Annotated in this window: 10 protein-coding genes; 2 read left to right on the top strand and 8 right to left on the bottom strand. The window is 71.7% G+C overall.

Annotated features, from left to right (window positions below; all coding sequences use genetic code 11):
* Positions 1-65: 65 nt before the first annotated feature.
* The 8 genes from ISP_RS30725 to ISP_RS30760 form a co-directional block, all read right to left on the bottom strand.
* Complete coding sequence (locus ISP_RS30725) at positions 66-2342, bottom strand: glycosyl hydrolase family 95 catalytic domain-containing protein (RefSeq protein ID WP_013227787.1); 2277 nt, start codon at positions 2340-2342, stop codon at positions 66-68.
* A gap of 26 nt (positions 2343-2368) precedes the next feature.
* A complete protein-coding gene (locus ISP_RS30730; protein WP_013227788.1) occupies positions 2369-4663 on the bottom strand; it encodes a glycosyl hydrolase family 95 catalytic domain-containing protein in 2295 nt (764 codons plus the stop codon).
* A gap of 187 nt (positions 4664-4850) precedes the next feature.
* Positions 4851-6272 carry a M1 family metallopeptidase gene (locus tag ISP_RS30735; protein WP_013227789.1) on the bottom strand — a complete coding sequence of 474 codons (1422 nt, stop codon included), beginning with the start codon at positions 6270-6272 and terminating at the stop codon, positions 4851-4853.
* 88 nt (positions 6273-6360) lie between these two features.
* The gene (locus tag ISP_RS30740; protein WP_013227790.1) at positions 6361-10257 is read right to left on the bottom strand and encodes a Pls/PosA family non-ribosomal peptide synthetase; all 3897 of its coding nucleotides are present in this window, start codon (positions 10255-10257) and stop codon (positions 6361-6363) included.
* 332 nt (positions 10258-10589) lie between these two features.
* Positions 10590-12050: a ribosome biogenesis GTPase Der gene (gene der, locus ISP_RS30745; RefSeq protein ID WP_014467391.1), complete on the bottom strand. Its 1461-nt coding sequence runs from the start codon at positions 12048-12050 to the stop codon at positions 10590-10592.
* 17 nt (positions 12051-12067) lie between these two features.
* Complete coding sequence (locus ISP_RS30750) at positions 12068-12628, bottom strand: lysophospholipid acyltransferase family protein (protein WP_013227792.1); 561 nt, start codon at positions 12626-12628, stop codon at positions 12068-12070.
* Between the two features lie 164 nt (positions 12629-12792).
* Positions 12793-13497, bottom strand: a complete 705-nt coding sequence (gene cmk, locus ISP_RS30755) for a (d)CMP kinase (protein WP_013227793.1) — start codon at positions 13495-13497, stop codon at positions 12793-12795.
* A gap of 90 nt (positions 13498-13587) precedes the next feature.
* Complete coding sequence (locus ISP_RS30760; RefSeq protein ID WP_013227794.1) at positions 13588-14133, bottom strand: TetR/AcrR family transcriptional regulator; 546 nt, start codon at positions 14131-14133, stop codon at positions 13588-13590.
* A gap of 112 nt (positions 14134-14245) precedes the next feature.
* Here ISP_RS30760 and ISP_RS30765 point away from each other — a divergent pair, with 112 nt between their 5' ends.
* Both ISP_RS30765 and ISP_RS30770 read left to right on the top strand, forming a co-directional pair.
* Entirely contained in the window at positions 14246-14614 is a 369-nt protein-coding gene (locus ISP_RS30765; RefSeq protein WP_013227795.1) for a DUF4267 domain-containing protein, read from the top strand.
* Between the two features lie 36 nt (positions 14615-14650).
* Positions 14651-15133 (top strand): cation:proton antiporter regulatory subunit, encoded by a 483-nt coding sequence (locus tag ISP_RS30770; protein ID WP_014467392.1) that lies wholly within the window; start codon positions 14651-14653, stop codon positions 15131-15133.
* Positions 15134-15137: the final 4 nt, after the last annotated feature.

Below are 15137 nucleotides of genomic sequence, written 5' to 3' on the forward strand. Positions count from 1 at the left end.
GTCGGAGAGCCCATTCTGCCGTGCGGGCCGGCTTCCCGGGCGTGAACCCGGAAAGCCGGCTCAGCTCACGGCAGGCCCCAGGGCACGCTCGCCCCACCCGGCGCGACCGGCCGGACACCGAAGTCCGGCCGATCCCCCTTCCGGTAGACGAACGCCTCCTCGCCGCAGCCGAGTTCCACCTGGACGTCCCCGTTGGCCAGCCGCCGCCAGCGCCGAACCCGGCCCCGCGCGTCCGTCACCGCGAGGTCGCCGTCGATGCCCGGCCGCAGCACGCACGGCGCTCCGGCTTCGCTGTGCACCTTCAGCCAGCGCGTCTTCCCGCCGGCCCGGGACGCGCTGAGCAGGAACGCGCCTTCGGTGCGGAAGTCCCGCAGTGCGACGTCGCCCCAGGCCGCGGGCACCGCCGGGAACAGCCGGATCACCCCACCCCAGCTCTGCACCAGCATGTCCTGCAGGGACTTCGCCGCCGAAAGCGGCGTCTCGATGACCGGGCCGGACTCCTTGTACATCGTGTTCGGCTGGATGAACCGCTGCTGCAGCTCCCCGAGGTAGAACGCGGCCTGGTCGCCGCGCAGCATCTGCGCCGACATCGACGCGGCCCCGGTGAAGGTGTAGCCCTGCAGCGCCCCTTCGAAGCCGACCCAGTGGTTCAGCGACGTCTCGATGATCGCCCGGTGCTCCGGCTGTTCCCAGGTGACGTCGTAGAGCGGGTAGATCTGCAGCAGGTGCGAGTAGTGGCGGTGCGACTTCGCGAACGGCACCCCGGCGCCGATCATGTAGCCGTTGGCGTCGGCCGGGTAGTCCACCAGCGTCGCCAGGACGTTGCGCCACTTCGGCGCCAGCGGATCGCCGGGCGCGGTCTGGAGCAGCGTCTTGCAGCCCCAGCGGATCAGCGAGAGGTCGTAGTTGCAGTCCGGGGCGTTGACGCCGTACTCGGGCGAGAACGTCGGCGGCAGGTGCAGCCGCCCGTCCGGCCCCGGCGCGAGGAAGTGCAGGTAGTAGTTGATCGCCCGGCGCAGCAACGGGAACAGGGTGCCGTACAGCAGCTTCCGGTCCATCGTGTGCCGGTAGGACAGCCACACGTTGTGCAGCGCCCAGGTCAGGTTGCCGACCTCCGGCGTCGGCGTGTCCTGCCCCGGGATCCCGACCGGGAACCCGCTGGTGGGATTCGAGACGCCGTTGAGCAGCGTCATGTCGGTCGTCCGCGGGATCCCCGCCGAATCGGCCTGGTACGGCTGCGCCACCTGGCTGGTGAGGTTGGCGCGGTACTTGTCCAGCGCGTAGCTGACCGCGTCCAGCTCGAGGTGGTTCGAGCCGTGGATGAGCCAGTATTCGAGCTGGACGTTGAGGTTCCACCAGGTCGCCGGCCACGGCGTGTTCTCCAGCCACGGTCCGGACGTCGCCATCACCGGCGCCTCGCGCCGGGCCGCCGAAGCCACCTTGTACAGCTGGATCCAGTAGAAGCCCTGCAGCCGGGTGTCCGGAATGGACAGGAAGCTGCGCCGGTAGTAGTCGTGCCACCAGCGCCGGTGGTCCTGGGTGAGCGCGCCGAACTCCCACGCCCGGCGGACCGTGCCCAGCGCCCGCGCGGCCGACGTCTTCTCGGGGTGCGACCACGCCACCGACGTGTACAAGGTGCGTGCGCCGCCGCGCGTGACTTCACGCCACGCCGTCACGTGCTCGCCGCCGGCCGGCAGTGGCTGGACGGCCAGCTGCGCGTCACCGCTGGCCGAAAGCTGCACCGGCGGGTTCGCGGTGTAGCCGGCCGGCGGCGGCTTGTTCCACACCGGATCGGCCCGCGGGCTGACCGCGACCGCCGGGTGGAACACCCATTTGAACGCCCGCTCCCCTTCGGACGGCCGGATTTCGACCGCGAGCAGCGACTGTCCGGTGTGGACGATCGCGCGCAGGCTCAGGCTGCCCGCCGCCGTCGTGATCGTGCCGGTCAGCTCGGCGTTCCACAGGTCCATCCGCCAGTCGATCGCGGTGATCGCCCCGACCGGCTCGAGCGTGAAGTACCCGATCGGCAGCCGCGCCAGGCCGAACAGCGAGCCGAACTCCGGGCGGTGGTCCTGGACCTGGCTGTGCTGGACGTTGAACCGGATCGCGTTCTGCCCGGGCTCGGCGTAGATGCCGGAGCCGAGGAACCCGTTGCCCAGGAACGGGCCCTCGTACCAGGTCTTCGGCAGCCGCCGCCAGTACAGGTCCGCGGTGCCCAGGAACCCGGCCCAGCCGAAGTCGTCGCTGCCCGGCACGTCCGCGAGGGCCGGCGTGATCCCGGCCGCGCCCACCGCCAGCCCGGCGAGTGCCCCGCCGAGCACGGTTCTGCGGGTGATGTCCATTCCGACCTCCTTGTCGAAAGCGGGGTTCAGTTCGGCAGGCCCCACGCCGGGGCGGGGCCGAGCGCGGGGACGTCCCGCGGTGCGAAGTCCGGCCGGTCACCCCGCGGGGTGACCACGGCGGTGCCGCCGCGAAGCAGCCCGATCGCGATCCGGCCGGGCCCGGCCGGCCGCCACGGCAGCCGGCGGCCGTGCTCGTCGCGGACGTCGACCTCCCCGAGGACGCCGTGCTGGAGCACCAGCGGTTCGCCGGCTTCGCTGTGCACGCGGACGAATTCGGTCTTGCCGTCGCGACGGGAGGCGTCCACGAGGAACGCACCCTCCGCGCGCAGCCCGGCGATCGAGGCGTCGCGCCAGGTCGCCGACACCGACGGGAAGACCTTGAGCACCGCGCCCGAACCCTGCATGAGCATGTCCACCACGGACTGGGCGGCGGTGATCGGGCTCTCGATGGCGAAGTTGGCACCCTCGCGGTACATCGTGTTCGCGGTCAGCTCGGTGTCGGCCACGACGTTCCGGTCGAGGAAGAACTTCAGGTACCGCAACGCTTCTTCGGGCGCGTCCATCACCGAGCTCATCGACGACGCGGCCGCGTAGCTGTAGCCGTGCCACGCCGTCTGGTCGGCGACCCAGTGCTTGAACGTGCGCGTCATGACGTCGCGGTCGTCCGGACGGTCCCAGACCTTCTCCCGCAGCGGGTACAGCCACAGCAGGTGCGAAAAGTGCCGGTGCGAGGCGGCCAAGGGGACACCGTCGCCGATCAGCACGCCGTTCGCGGGGTCCTCGTGGTACGGCACGAGTTTCGCGCCGATTTCCCGCCAGATCGGCACGCGCGGCTCGTCCAGGCAGAGGATGCGGGCGGAATCGACGAGCGTGCGCGCCGCCCACCGGATCAGCGACAGGTCGTAGGTGCAGTCGGGCGCGTCGGCGTACTCCGGCGACCGGGTCAGCGGCAGGTGCAGCGAGCCGTCCGGGCCGGTGAACAGGAAGTGCCGGTAGAAGTTCAGCGCCTTCGCCAGCGTCGGGTACAGGACATCGCGCAGCACGCGCTTGTCCAAGTGGTGCCGGTAGGCCAGCCACACGTTGTGCAGGCCCCACAACAGGTTCCCGGTCTGGTCGGTCTTGGACGTCGTCCCGGGGACGCCCACCGAACGCGTGCCGCCAGGGCGCAGCCGCCAGTCGCCCGGGTGCGAGAGGGCGTAGGTGTCGCCGTCGCGGTACGCGGGCGGGACGGACACCTCGAGGTTCGCGTGGTCGCGCCGGAAGGTCTCGGTGACGGCGTCCAGCTCGGGGTGGTTGGCGCTGTTGACGATCGGGTAGGTGACCTGGACGTTGAGGTTCCACCAGACGGCGGTCCAGCTGTTGCCGACCTCGGGGAACCACGGCCCCCATTCGGAAACAACCGGCCCGTCCGCCCGGGTGGCGGCCGCGATCTTGTACAGCTGGATCCAGTAGAACCGCTGCACCTGCTTGTCGGGCACCGAAACGAAGCTGCGCCGGTGGTAGTCGTTCCACCAGCGGCGGTGCCGGGCGAGCAGGAGGTCCGGGTGGACGGCAAGCGCTTTCCGGACGGCCGCGCGGGCGTCCGCGGTGTGCGTGGTGCCCGGGAAGCTGTAGGCGACGGCGGCGGCGAACAGCCGTCGCGTGCCGATCGCGCGTTCCTGCCACGCGGTGGTGTACCCACCGCCGGCGAGCAGGGGCTGCGCGCAGTAGCCGTCACCGGTCTCGGGCGCCGGGTTGGCGACGTACTCGGGCGGCTTGCGGACGGTCCGGGTGGTCGCCGACTCCAGCGGCTGGAACGCCCAGGTGGCGCCGGCCTCGCCCGCGCTCGGCGTCAGCGAAACGAGCAGCACGCTCAGGTCGTTGTGCACGACGGCGGAGAAGGCGACCGAGCCCTGCGTGGTGGTGATGGTGCCGCCGAGCTCGGCGTTGTAGAGGTCGAGGGTCCAGTCGACGGCGGTGATCGCGCCGGCCAGGGTGAGCGTGAGGAAGCCGATGGGCAGCCGCGAGAGCCCGATCCCGGCCTCCCACTGGATCCGCTGGTCCTGCACCTGGGTGTGGCTCAGCATGACCTTGAGCTCTTGCGGGGTCTTGCCGGCGTAGACCTGCGCGCCGAGGTAGCCGTTGGCGAGGAACGGGCCTTCCTGCCAGTTCTTCGGCAGCCGCCGCCAGAGCATCCGGGCATCGGCGGCGACCTCCCGATGCGGGTTCCCGCCGGTGGCGAGCGCGGGCGAGGCGGCTCGGGCCCACAAACCCCCGAAGGCGGCGGCCCCGGCCAGGACCGAGGCGGAGCGGAGCACCGTCCGCCGGGACACTGCGTCCATGAAGTGCCTCCGGATTCATACTACGTTTCGCCGAGATCAACGGTGGGCGCCGGGGATGTTTCCAGACACAGAGCCGAAATACCAGAGTTGTTCGCGAGAAAGCCGAAGATACATCGGATGTATCCCGCCGAAAGGACGCATGTGTTCAGAGCCGTGAACGAGTTGTCACGACCGTGAACGAAAGGACTTACGAACCGGGCAGCGGGGGCAACGCCGGCGTGTCCAGCCAGCGGGTGAAGAACGCCCCCAGCGAGCGCCCCGCGTGCGCCTCGGCCGCGGCGACGAAAGCCTCCGTCGTGACCAGCCCGTGCCGGTGCTCCTCGGCCCACGACTTCAGCAGCGCGAAGAACGCCGGGTCGCCGATCTCCGCCCGCAGCGCGTGCAGCGTCAGGCCGCCGCGCTTGTAGACGCGCTCGTCGAACATCCGGGTCACCCCCGGGTCGGCGATGCGGACGTCCGCCGGCTTGATCTTGATGCGGGCGTGCCAGGCGCGGGCCAGCGCCGCCGCGGACTGGCCGCCGGACTCCTCCGACCACAGCCACTCGGCGTACGTCGCGAAGCCCTCGTTCAGCCAGATGTGGCGCCAGTCGGCCACCGTCAGGCTGTTGCCGAACCACTGGTGGGCCAGCTCGTGCAGCACGAGCCGCTCGTGGGTGCGGCGGCCGTCGACGTGGTTGGCGCCGAAGATCGCCATGCCCTGGGCCTCGATCGGGTCGTCGAGGTCGTCGTCGGTGACCACGATGACGTACTCCGCGAACGGGTACGCGCCGAACAGCCGCTGCAGGAACTCCATCATCCGGCCCTGCCGCCCGAAGTCGCGGTCGAACGCCCGCCGCAGGCGCGGCGGTACGGCGGCGCGCTGCGGCACCGTCTCGAAGATCGACTCGACCTGGCCGCTCGCGCGCCCGATGCCGAGGCTCAGCCGGCGCAGCAGCACGCCCGTGTGCGGGAACCAGCCGCGGCCGGTCAGCTCGACCTCGTCGTAGCGGCCGATCTGCACGCTCATCAGGTACGTCGCCGTCGGCTCGCGCCGCTCGAACACCCACTTCGTCGTGCTGGCCGACGTCGTGCGCTCGACCAGCGTGCCGGTGACCGCGACCAGGTACGGCGACGCCGTCGTCACGCTCACCCGGTAGGCCGCCTTGTCCGACGGGTGGTCGTTGCACGGGAACCACGACGGCGCGCCGACCGGCTGGCTCGCCACCAGCGCGCCGTCGGTCAGCTCGTCCCAGCCGACGTCACCCCAGCGGCTCCCCACCGGGTGCGGGTTGCCGACGTAGTGGACCTCGACGGTGAACACGGCACCCACCGGGATCGGCTTCGCCGGCTTGACGTGCAGCTTCGCGCCGCGCTTGAGGTACTTCGCGGGCTTGCCGTCGACGAGCACGCGGTTGATCCGGAACGTTCCGAAGTCGAAGCTGACGCGGGACAGCGCCTGCGTCGCCTCCGCGGTGATCACCGCCGACGCCGACAGCCGGTTGGGCGCGACCTTGTAGTCGAGGTTCAGGTCGTAGTGCCGGGTCCGGTAGCCGCCGTTGCCGTGGGCGGGCAGGTAGGGGTCGCCGGAGGTGTCCGCGCCGGGTGCGGGAGCAGGAGCCTTCGAAATCACCCGTGCCGAACCTTTCCTCGAGCCGTACTGAAACCAGGCTCGCACGGACGGGTGAGTCCGGCGAGCCTGGTGGGTACTTCGTGACTTTCTACTTGCCCGGCCACGTGGAGATCGGGTTGCCCAGCCAGCGCGTGTCGGCCGGCACCTCGTCGCCGCGGGTCACCAGCGAGCCCGGGCCGACCGTCGTCCGGGCGCCGATGCCCGCGCCCGGCAGCACGATGCCGTGCGGGCCGAGCGTCGCGCCCTCGCCGAGGGTGACGCTCGACATGCTCATGATCCGGTCGTGGAACAGGTGCGTCTGCACGACGCAGCCGCGGTTGATCGTCGCACCGTCGCCCAGCGACACGAGGTCCGCTTCGGGCAGCCAGTACGTCTCCAGCCAGACGCCGCGGCCGATCTTGACGCCCATCGTGCGCAGCCACGCGGTCAGCAGCGGGGTGCCGCCGACCGAGCCGATCAGCCACGGCACGGCCAGGGCCTCGACGAAGGTGTCGGCCAGCTCGTTGCGCCAGACGAAGGAGCTCCACAGCGGGTGGTCGACCTCGCGGAACTTCCCGACGAGCAGCCACTTCATCACCGTCGCGGTCAGCGCCGCGACGACCCCGGCGGCCAGCAACGCGGGCCCGGCCAGCAGCGCGGCCACACCGAAGCCGAACGCCGACGCCGTCCACAGCAGCCCGAAGGCGACCACGACGGTCAGCGCGACACCGCACATCACCGGGACGATCCGGCACAGCTCGACCAGCGCCCGCGCCGCCTTGAGGTGCAGCGCCGGGGTGTAGGTGCGGCTGGTGTCGGTGTCGCCGATCGCGCGGCGGACCGGCAGCGGCGGCATCCCGAGGTACGACGAGCCCTTCTTCGCCTTCAGCGGCGTCGAAGACAGAACGCCGACCAGGCCGCGCTTCGGCACCGAACGGCCGGGCGCGGTCATCCCCGAGTTGCCGAGGAAGGCCTGCTTGCCGATCCGCGCCGGGGCGACGTGCAGCCAGCCGTGGTTGAGCTCGTAGGTGGCGACCATGGTGTCGTCGGCCAGGAACGCGCCGCTGTCGACCTTGGTCATCTTCGGCAGGGCCAGCACGGTCGACGCCTCGACGTTGCGCCCCACCTTCGCGCCCAGCAGCCGCAGCCAGACCGGCGTGAACAGGCTGGCGTACAGCGGGAACAGGCCTTCGCGGGCCATGCTCATCAGGCGTTCGGTCGCCCAGACCTGCCACGCGACGCGGCCGTGCACCGGGTGGTAGCCCTCGACCATGCCGATGCTCAGCGACCGGACGCCGACGAGCACGAGCAGCATGTACGCGAGGAAGTACGCGGCGGTCGCGGCCGGCACGAAGACCAGCGCGCGGGTGAACGCGTCGAGCAGCGTCGGGGCGCCCGCGATCCCGTAACCGAGCACGGCGACCCCGGCCAGCCCGGCCACGCCGGGGAGGAAGCCGAGCGCCAGCGAGGTCACGCCGTAGACGGCGGCCCAGAAGTGCGACCGCGGCGGCCGGCTCGACGGCCACTTCAGCGCGTCGCGCTCGTCCTTGGCCACGCGCGCGGCGGGCGAACCGGCCCAGCGCTGCCCGGCCGGGACGGCGCCGCGGACGGTCGACCCGGCCGCGATCTCCGCGCCCTTGCCGACGCGGACACCGGGGAACAGCGTGCTGCGCGCGCCGATGCGGGCGTCGGCACCCACGTGGACCTTGCCGATGTGCACGACGTCGCCGTCGACCCAGTGGCCGGTCAGGTCGACCTCGGGCTCGATCGCGGCACCGCGGCCCAGCTTGAGGAAGCCGGTGACCGGCGGCGGCGAGTGCAGGTCGACGTCCTTGCCGATCCGCGCGCCGAGCGCCTTCGCGTACGTCGTCATCCAGGACGCGCCGGCGACGCTGTCCGCGCCGCTGAACTCCGCGAGCTTCTCGGCCGTCCAGAGTCGCAAGTGGACACTGCCGCCGCGCGGGTAGGTGCCGGGGCGCACGCCCGAGAGCAGCACGCGCGCGCCGCCCGCGGCGATGGCGATCCGGCCCGCCGGGCTGAACAGCACCACCCAGGCCAGGCCGATCCACGCCCAGCTCAGCGTCGGCGCCCAGGCGAACCCGAGCAGCGACAGGATGTTCGACAGCGCGGCGGCCAGCGTCGCCCAGCGCAGCCCGACGAGACCCGTCAGCGGGACCATCAGCGCCGTCTGGATCACCCCGGCGCGGCGCTTGGTGGGCGCGATGTCCCGGCGTTCGGTGGCCTGGCCGCTCAGCGCGTCCAGCATCGCGGCCAGCGCGCCCAGCTTGGGGTGGGCGTAGATGTCGGCCACCGACACCTGCGGGTGCCGGGTGCGGATGCGGGCGACCACCTGGGCGGCGGTCAGGCTGCCGCCGCCGTGGGTGAAGAAGTCCGCCTTCGGGCTGTCGACCGAGACACCGAGGATCTCGGCCCAGCCTTCGGCGACCCACGTTTCGGTCGGGGTCAGCCCGGACGCCTCCACTGTCGACAGCGGCCACGGGAGAGCGTTGCGGTCGACCTTGCCGGAGGTGCGGGTCGGCAGGTCCTCGACGACGGCGAGCAGCGGCACCAGCGCGGCGGGCAGGTGCTCGCGCAGGCGCGTCGCGGCCTGGTCGAGGTCAAACGGCTCGGTGCCGGGGACGACGTACCCGACGAGGACCTGGTTGCCGGCCTTGGTGCGGCGGACCGCGGCGGCCGCGCCCTGCACGCCCGGCAGGGCCTGCAGCGCGGCATCGACCTCGCCCAGTTCGATGCGGCGGCCGCCGAGCTTGACCTGCTCGTCGAGCCGGCCGAGGAACAGCAGGCCTTCCTCTTCGGCGCGGACCATGTCGCCGGAGCGGTAGGCGCGCTGCCAGCCCAGCGAGGGCAGCGGCGCGAACTTCTCGGCGTCTTTGGCCGCGTCGAGGTAGCGGGCCAGGCCGACGCCGCCGATGACCAGCTCGCCGGTCTCGCCCATGGCGACCGGCACGCCCTCTTCGTTGACGACCGCGAGCTGCCAGCCGACCAGCGGCAGGCCGATGCGGACGGGCCCGTCGCCGGTCAGCTGCGCGGCGCAGGCGACGACGGTGGCCTCGGTCGGGCCATAGGTGTTCCAGACTTCGCGGCCTTCGACGGCGACGCGCTCGGCCAGCTCCGGCGGGCACGCTTCGCCGCCGAAGATGAGCAGGCGGACGTCTTCGAGCGCGTCGGCGGGCCACAGCGCGGCCAGCGTCGGCACGGTCGAGACGACGGTGATGCGCTGCGCGACCAGCCACGGGCCGAGATCGACGCCGGTGCGGACCAGCGCGCGGGGCGCCGGGACCAGGCAGGCGCCGTGCCGCCAGGCCAGCCACATCTCTTCGCAGGAGGCGTCGAAGGCGACGCTCAGCCCGGCCAGGACGCGGTCGCCGGGGCCGATCGGCTCCTCGGTGAGGAACAGCTCGGCCTCGGCGTCGACGAAGGCGGCGGCGCTCGCGTGGGTGACGGCGACACCCTTGGGCTTGCCGGTGGAGCCGGAGGTGAAGATGATCCACGCGTCGTCAGCCGGGCCGGGGGTGCCTTCGCGGCCGCCCGGCGTGCTGTGGACGTTGATCTTGCCATCGGTGGCGACCGCCGCGACCTGGGCTTCTTCGAAGACCAGCTCGGCGCGCTCGTCCGGATCGTCCGCGTCGACCGGCACGTAGGCGGCGCCGACGGACAGGGTGGCGAGGATGGCGATGTACAGCTCGGCCGTGCCGGAGGAGATCCGGATGCCGACGCGGTCACCGAGGCCGACGCCGTAGCCCTGGAGGCGGCGCCCGTAGGCGTCGATCTCCTCCAGCAGCCGCCGGTAGGTCAGGGTGGTGACGCCGTCGTCGATCGCGGCGGCGTTCGGGTGCCGCTCCGCGGTGGCGGCGAGGACGTCGAGCAGGGTGCGTTCGCCGGCGCCGAGGCCGGACCAGAACAGGGCCCGGTCGGCGACCGGGGCCGGAGTCACTTCAGCCGTCACCGCGGCAGCGGATCCGGTGGGTTCGATCGTGACGGTCATCGGACGTTCACCTCGACCGGAACGAAGACGTGCAAGGACAAACCATGGGCGCGCAAGCCCACCACTCACCTTTCGGGAGCCTCAACCGGGCTCGCTCTCCCAGTGAGGCGCCCGCAACGACCTTTCACTCTAACGCAAGATGAACGAAAGATATCTCCCGGATCACGCTGGAGTGTCGGACCTCACCCCGGACCGGACGACTCGCGCATCCAGCCGGACGACACGCGTACTTGGCCGGACGACACGCCGGATCGCCGAAGATTCGTCGTGTCGTCCATCCAGGTACGCGTGTCGTCCGCTCAGGGACGCGTGTCGTCCGAAACTGTCGGGAATTACCGCGTTCGGGCGGCTTTTCCGCCGACCTTGGGCTTCGCCTTCTTTTCGCGAACCCGGACATTCACCCGGACGGGGCTGCCGGTGAAGCCGAACTGCTCGCGGAACTTGCGCTCGATGAACCGGCGGTAGCCCGCCTCGAGGAAGCCGGTGGTGAACAGCACCAGCGTCGGCGGGCGGATGCCGGCCTGCGTCGCGAACAGCACCTTCGGCTGCTTGCCGGAGCGGACCGGCGGCGGGGTGGCCGCGACCAGGTCGGACAGCCACGCGTTGAGCTGGCCGGTCGGCACCCGCTTGTCCCACGACGCCAGCGCCGTGCGCAGCGCCGGCGCCAGCTTGCGCACCGAACGGCCGGTCAGCGCCGAGATGTTGACCTTCTCCGCCCACGGCACCCGGACCAGGCCGCGGTCCAGCTCGCGGACCATCGCGTAGCGGCGGTCCTCGTCGACCAGGTCCCACTTGTTGAACGCCAGCACGCACGCGCGGCCGGCCTCGACGACCATGGTCAGCACCCGCAGGTCCTGCTCGGACAGCGGCTCGGCCGCGTCCAGCAGCACGATCGCGACCTCGGCCGCGTCGATCGCGGTCTTGGTGCGCAGCGAGGCGTAGTACTCGGCGCCGGCGGCGAAGTTGACGCGCTTGCGCAGGCCCGCCGTGTCGACGAACCGCCAGGTCTCGCCGTCCAGCTCGACCAGCGAGTCGACCGGGTCGACCGTCGTGCCGGCCACCGAGTCGACGACCGAACGCTCCTCGCCGGACAGCTTGTTCAGCAGGCTCGACTTGCCCACGTTCGGCTTGCCGACCAGCGCGACGCGCCGCGGGCCCGACGTGGCGGCGCCACCCTCGCGCGGCGACTCCGGGAGCGCCTTGAGGATCGCGTCCAGCAGATCGCCGGAGCTGCGGCCGTGCAGCGCGCTGACCGGGTGCGGCTCGCCGAGGCCGAGCGACCACAGCGACGCGGTGTCCGCGAGCAGCCGGTCGTCGTCGACCTTGTTGGCGGCCAGCAGCACCGGCTTCTTCGAGCGGCGCAGCACCTTGGAGACGGCTTCGTCGGTGGCGGTCGCGCCGACCGAGGCGTCGATCACCAGCAGCACCGCGTCCGCGGTCTGCATGGCCAGCTCGGCCTGGGCGGCGACGGAGGCCTGCAGGCCGGTCGCGTCCGGCTCCCAGCCGCCCGTGTCGACCAGGGTGAACTTGCGGCCACCCCAGTAGGCGTCGTAGGCGACGCGGTCGCGGGTCACGCCCGGCACGTCCTGCACGACGGCTTCGCGCCGGCCGAGGATGCGGTTGACCAGCGTCGACTTGCCCACGTTCGGGCGGCCGACGACGGCGAGCACCGGCTGCGCGAGGGCGGCCTCCTCGGCCGCTTCCGCCGCCTCGATCTGCGCGTCGAGCGCGGCGAACTCGGTCTCTTCCGACCAGGTGCCGTCGACTTCGCCGACGCTGTCCAACTCTTCCATCACTGACCCAATTTCCCTTATGGCGAGCCGAATCCGTTTTCGGAACGCCAATCGTCCAAAGTCTTCACGAGCGCCGCGAGCTCACCGCGCAGCTCTTCGGTGCCCTGGTCGAGCCCGGTTTTCCCGGGGCCGACCTTCGGCGAGAACGGCTCGCCCACGAGGATGTCCACCCGCGGCCGGAACCGTCGTTTGCCCTCGGCCGGCTTGAGCGTGCCCCGCGTTGCGACCGGGAGCACGGTCGCGCCGGAGGCCCGGACCAGCCAGGCCGCGCCGCGTTCGGCCGAGCCGACGTCCCCGGCACCGCGGGTGCCTTCGGGGAAGATCCCGACGACTCCGCCGTCCTTCAGGACGCCGACCGCGGTCAGCAGCGGCTTGCGATCGATCTCGCCGCGCTTGAGCGGGATCTGCCCGACCGTCAGCAGGAACTTGCCGGCGATCCCGCCGAACATCTCGGCTTTGACCAGGAACGCCGAACGCCGCGGAAGCATTCCGAAGATCAGCTGCGGCTCGATCATGGAGCTGTGGTTGGCGATCACGAGCAGCGGCCCGGTGGCGGGGACGCGTTCGCGGCCGTGCACCCGGATGCGGAACGCCGAGCGCAGATAGTACCGGGCGACGACCCGTCCGGCGTCGTGGAGTGCGCCGACGGATCCCTCGGGGAGTCCGTCACACCCGGCTTTCGGGGGGTCCAGGGGGGCTTGCCCCCCTGGACGGGTCTGGGGCTTGGCCCCAGAACCATCAGTCATCGCGCCACTTCTTCTTTGCACCCCGCCAGCAGTCCGCGGTGGCTGGCGAGCTCACTGAGGGCGACGATCACCTGGTCGATCGACAGTTCCGAAGTGTCGACGGGCACGGCGTCGTCGGCCGCGCGCAGCGGCGAGGCGGTGCGGGTCGAGTCGAGGTGGTCGCGGCGCTCGACGCTCGCCAGCGCGTCGGCGACCGACGACTGGCGCCCGGCCGCGGTGTCCTGGGTGCTGCGGCGCGACGCGCGGACGTCGGCCGAGGCGGTCAGGAAGACCTTGAGCGGCGAATCCGGCGCGACGACGGTGCCGATGTCCCGGCCCTCGACGACGATCCCGCCGCGGTGCGCCACGACGTCGTCGATGATCTGCCGCTGCCGCGCGACCAGCAGCTCACGCACGTGCGGCACGGCGGACACGGGCGAGACGGCCTTGGTGACCTCCGGCCCGCGGATGTCGGCGGCGACGTCCTCGCCGGCCAGGCGGATCTCGGGCCGGTCGGGGCTGGTGCCGATGGTGAACTCGGCCCGGTCGGCCAGTGCGGCGACGGCGCTCGCATCGGCCGGGTCGACGCCGGCGCGCAGCACGGCCAGGGTGACCATCCGGTACATCGCCCCGGTGTCGAGGTAGCCGGCCCCGAGGCGCTGGGCGAGCTTGCGGGCGACGGTGGTCTTCCCGGTCCCCGACGGGCCGTCCAGCGCGACCACACCACGTAGGGCTCCCGTCACCGGCACTCTCCTCGCGTTCTCGTCTCGGTCGGCTCGGCGTCCATTCTGCCGGTCGGGCCCCGGAGGAGATCAGTCGCCCCGCGTGCCGAAGCGCGCCACCACCAGCGCGAGACGCTCGTCACGGTGGGCCGGGGACAGCCGCCGGCCGCGATCCAGGGTCACCAGGCCGTGCAGCGTGCTCCAGAACACCTCGGTCAGCACGCCGGCATCGTGGCGTCCCGCCACCGGCTCGATGACCGCGAGCAGCTCCGCGAAGTTCGCCTTCATCACCTCCGGGGTGTCGTCCTGGGCGAAGGGCAGCTCGGACGCGAGCGTGAACATCGCGTCGTAGAGCGCCGGCTTCGCGGCGGCGAACTCGATGTACGCGCCCGCGATTCCGGCGAGACCGCTGTCGCGCGCTCCGGCCAGTACCGCGGCCAGCTCGGCGAAGCCCTCCAGGGCGGCCGCCGCCATGATCGCGTCCTTGCCGCCGGGGAAGTGGCTGTAGAGCACCGGCTGGCTGTACTCGATCAGCGCCGCGAGCCGCCGCGTGGTGACCGCGTCCCAGCCCTCCGCCTCGGCGAGCTCCCGGGCCGCGGTGACGATCCGCTGCGCTCGCTCGGTCCGGTCGCGCACTCGCCGTTGTCGCTGGGTCATAGGTCACATGCTAGCACTGCTAGACAAACTAGCGCCGCTAGATTAGCGTTGCTAGCAATCCTAGCGATGCTAGAAAACTGGAGGGAACACCATGCTCGTCACCGGCTACGTCCTCACCGCGATCGTCGCGCTCGGGATCATCTACATCGGCCTCAACTACCTCTTCGCGCCGGCGAAGATCGCCGCGGGCTTCGGCTTCGGCGAAGTCCCCGAGAACGCCGAGACGTTCTTGAACGTCAAGGGCGGCCGCGACATCGGGGCGGGCCTGATCCCGCTGGCCCTGATGATCTACGGCGACCCGCACGCGCTGGGCTGGGTCATGCTCACCGCGGCCGTCTGGCCCGTCTTCGACATGCTGATCGTCCTGCGCCACCGGGGAAAGAAGGCCATCGCCTTCGGCGTCCACGGCCTGACCGCCGCCGTGATGGTCGTCGCGAGCCTGCTCCTGCTGCTCGGCTGAACGCCGCGAATCGGACACGTGGGTTACCGTGGTCTGGTGAACGTCGAAGTGACTCCCCTGCCCGGCATCGGGGTCCGCAAGGACTTCGCCACCCGTACCGGCCGCCGCATCGGCGTCGTCACCCAGCGGGACGGCCACATCGAGCTGATCGTGTCCAAATCGGACGATCCCGATGCCTGCGCCGCCTCGATCCCGCTCACCGCGGACGAGGCCGGCGCGCTGGCCAACCTGCTCGGCGCGCCGCAGCTGGTCGCGCAGCTGACGGAGGAGCACCGGGACCTGCCGGGGATCAGCACGCGGCAGCTGCCGATCAAGCCGTCCGGCCCGTTCGACGGCCGGACGCTCGGCGACACCGCGATGCGCACCCGCACCGGCGTCTCGGTGGTCGCGGTGGCGCGGGCCGGCCAGGTGCACCCGTCGCCGGCGCCGGACTTCACCTTCACCGGGGGCGACCTGCTGGTCGCGGTCGGCACGGGCGAGGGCCTCGAAGCCGCCGCCAAGATCCTCAAGTACGGCTGAGCGG

Origin of the sequence: Amycolatopsis mediterranei (assembly GCF_026017845.1) — a bacterium.
Classification (GTDB): Bacteria; Actinomycetota; Actinomycetes; order Mycobacteriales; family Pseudonocardiaceae; genus Amycolatopsis; species Amycolatopsis mediterranei.